This window comes from Legionella santicrucis, assembly GCF_001468135.1.
Lineage (GTDB): Bacteria > Pseudomonadota > Gammaproteobacteria > Legionellales > Legionellaceae > Legionella > Legionella santicrucis.
Map to the genome: position 1 here is coordinate 1 of NZ_LNYU01000065.1, position 2488 is coordinate 2488.

Below are 2488 nucleotides of genomic sequence, written 5' to 3' on the forward strand. Positions count from 1 at the left end.
GCCTTTGATGTTTGCTCGCAGATTTTGATGGATCATTTCTCCGGGAAAAAATCTTTGGTTTTTGCTAATCACCAGTGACCTATTACCTACTGGAACTTTATCAAGCCACTCCCATTCCATATGAGCTTTACGCAATATAGCTCGAACTACTTCGAGCATACGGTTAATTGTGGTTGGCGTTACTCCTGTATCCTCCTTCTTGATAGCTACTTCCTCAAGTATATCGCGAGTAATTTCATGCAACTGAAATCCTCTAAGATAAGGATCTACCCAACGTAAATGCATGATGTCATCTTTTAAACTTCGTTTGTGCTCATTTTCCTTTAACCATCTAACAACAGCATCCTGCCAAGAATAAATACATTTACTCTCTAATTTTATCTGAGACCACAATTCAGCCTTGAATTTATCATGGTATTCTTGTGCAGCTATTTTACTGGTAGTCCCAGTACTTCGCTGTATTCTTTGTCCATTTTGGGAGATACTAATCCACCAAATGTTCTTTCTTTTGTAAAGCGCCATTGACTTTTACTCCTATCCACAGCAGCGCCTTGCGATGTAACGGCATGAGCATACTTTGACCGCATGTAGATCACAAGATCATTTTCAATAAAACGCCAGCTTCGACCAATTTTTACTCCTGGTAATTGGCCTTTAGCGGCTAACCGTCGGACTGTTTCCTTATGAGCACCGAGAAACTCAGCTGCTTCTGTTATATTGAAGGTTTTAATGTGAAAACACAAGCTCATGGCCAGATAGGCTATGTTTATTATTCCTTTACCAAAACAAACATAGACCATTCGATTATTTAAGTATTTCTTTAATAAAATTACGCATCAATTGAGATATAAAATGAATTGCTCCATTTTCTATTAAAATTAAATTATCTTTGATTTTAAAATAACTTGCCGAATTATTTTGAATAGATGCAATTGTATTCTTCATATCCTGCGTTTTTTCATTCCCAAGAATACCATTACTATGAGCAAAACAATTCCTAATCTTCTGTATTTGCTTAATATCCCTACAGTTTTGATTACAAAATATTTTTGCATTTAATTCATAGCGCTTATTATCGTAAGATAATGAATTATTGAGTATTCGAAAGACCCTTTGAAACCGTTCTAAGGCATTATGCCCTTGTAGGTCGTTAAAAGATAAATTCAATTTAGCGAGGCGAAAAAATTCATCGCTAATAATTTTTAAATTATATTCAAAAATTGAATATACCGTAATTATTGATGCGCCTCTTAACAGAGATGGAAATTTTTTTTTAAAAAAATCAATCTCTCCACTCTCAAAGTCAAAAAATTGCCTATATCTCGTTATTTCTATAGGTTCGCTCTCGGGGTTTGACTTCCAATTGTCAGGAAGATGCATTTCAGAGGTAAAATTACTACCCTCTCTTTCAATCAGCTCCTCAATGCTTTTGAAATATTCATCATGAATTTGATCATAGAATATAAGTTCATCGATAAAGGTTTTAGGATTATATTCATATCCCATATACTCGTCTATTTGCATAACCATTCCCTTATCTTCAGCAGGAAAATAGAAATTTTGACCGATGCAAAATATTACATTAGGCCATTTATCCCGTGACGCTCTACTATATTCAGTAATTTCAGGATTGCTCCGTGAGCACGTCGTTTCCCTTGCTCTAAGCCTCGAATCATTGCCGGACTGACATTAAGATACTTTGCAAATACTGACTGACTTAAACTTTGCTTTTTTCGTAACTGCTGAATTTCTTCTCCAGTAAACTCATGCAATACGGGTAAATCATCATCAATTAAGTTCCTTAATGTTTTTTTATCAATAATTTCTGCTTTATATAGACCTTGTGCTAGGTCATTAATAGTATCTTGAATATTAGACATTTATCTTCACCTCTAAAAGTTCGCCAAGATTAATTAATTTAATAATCTGCTCATCAGTTAAATCGAACATGATATCAGCTAATTGCTTTAGCTTTTTAAGCTCCGAAGTTGACACGTTTCCTTTATCATTTTTAGAGAATAAGTGAAGCCAGAAAATTCCCTTATCATTCTTAAAAGCCATAATACTTCTAGAGCCACCACGTTTGCCCTTCCCTTCTTTAGTTGCAATTCTTAATTTATAAAGACCTGCGCCTAAAGAATATTTTAATTGCTCATCTCTATTTAACTTTATAAAGCTAGTTAGTGTTTCAACTAAAAGACTATCTGTAAGATTAGCTTTAATTGCTTCATTGGAAAATTTTTTAATTTTTATATGTTTCATATCACAGAAGCTCGATAGTAATACATAGTATTATAATACAACGTATTATATATTTCCACTTTTGTAATATACTATAAGATATAAGAGTAAATAAAATGGTGCGGCCTGTTGAAAAATATGATCAAAGTTGGATCAAAATTAGTGCTATTTCGTAAAGAATAAAAAATATCAATCTCTTGATATTTAAAGCCATAGCAGCAAAATAGGCTTGAATTTGTGTGTTTTC

At 33.4% G+C, this 2488-nt stretch carries 4 protein-coding genes and 1 pseudogene; all 5 read right to left on the reverse strand.

From position 1 onward, the window contains the following. Window positions 1–522, reverse strand: a pseudogene (locus tag Lsan_RS12495) (site-specific integrase); the annotation flags it as partial. Continuing rightward, complete coding sequence (locus Lsan_RS21625) at window positions 429–800, reverse strand: helix-turn-helix domain-containing protein (RefSeq protein ID WP_237762124.1); 372 nt, start codon at window positions 798–800, stop codon at window positions 429–431. The gene Lsan_RS21625 and the pseudogene Lsan_RS12495, both read right to left, overlap by 94 nt. A 4-nt stretch (window positions 801–804) precedes the next feature. Further along, a complete protein-coding gene (locus tag Lsan_RS12500; protein WP_058514567.1) occupies window positions 805–1524 on the reverse strand; it encodes a hypothetical protein in 720 nt (239 codons plus the stop codon). 53 nt (window positions 1525–1577) lie between these two features. Next, window positions 1578–1880, reverse strand: a complete 303-nt coding sequence (locus Lsan_RS12505; protein ID WP_058514568.1) for a helix-turn-helix domain-containing protein — start codon at window positions 1878–1880, stop codon at window positions 1578–1580. Next, window positions 1873–2262, reverse strand: a complete 390-nt coding sequence (locus Lsan_RS12510; RefSeq protein ID WP_058514569.1) for a type II toxin-antitoxin system RelE/ParE family toxin — start codon at window positions 2260–2262, stop codon at window positions 1873–1875. The genes Lsan_RS12505 and Lsan_RS12510 overlap by 8 nt, the downstream gene beginning before the upstream one ends. Between the last annotated feature and the right edge of the window lie 226 nt (window positions 2263–2488).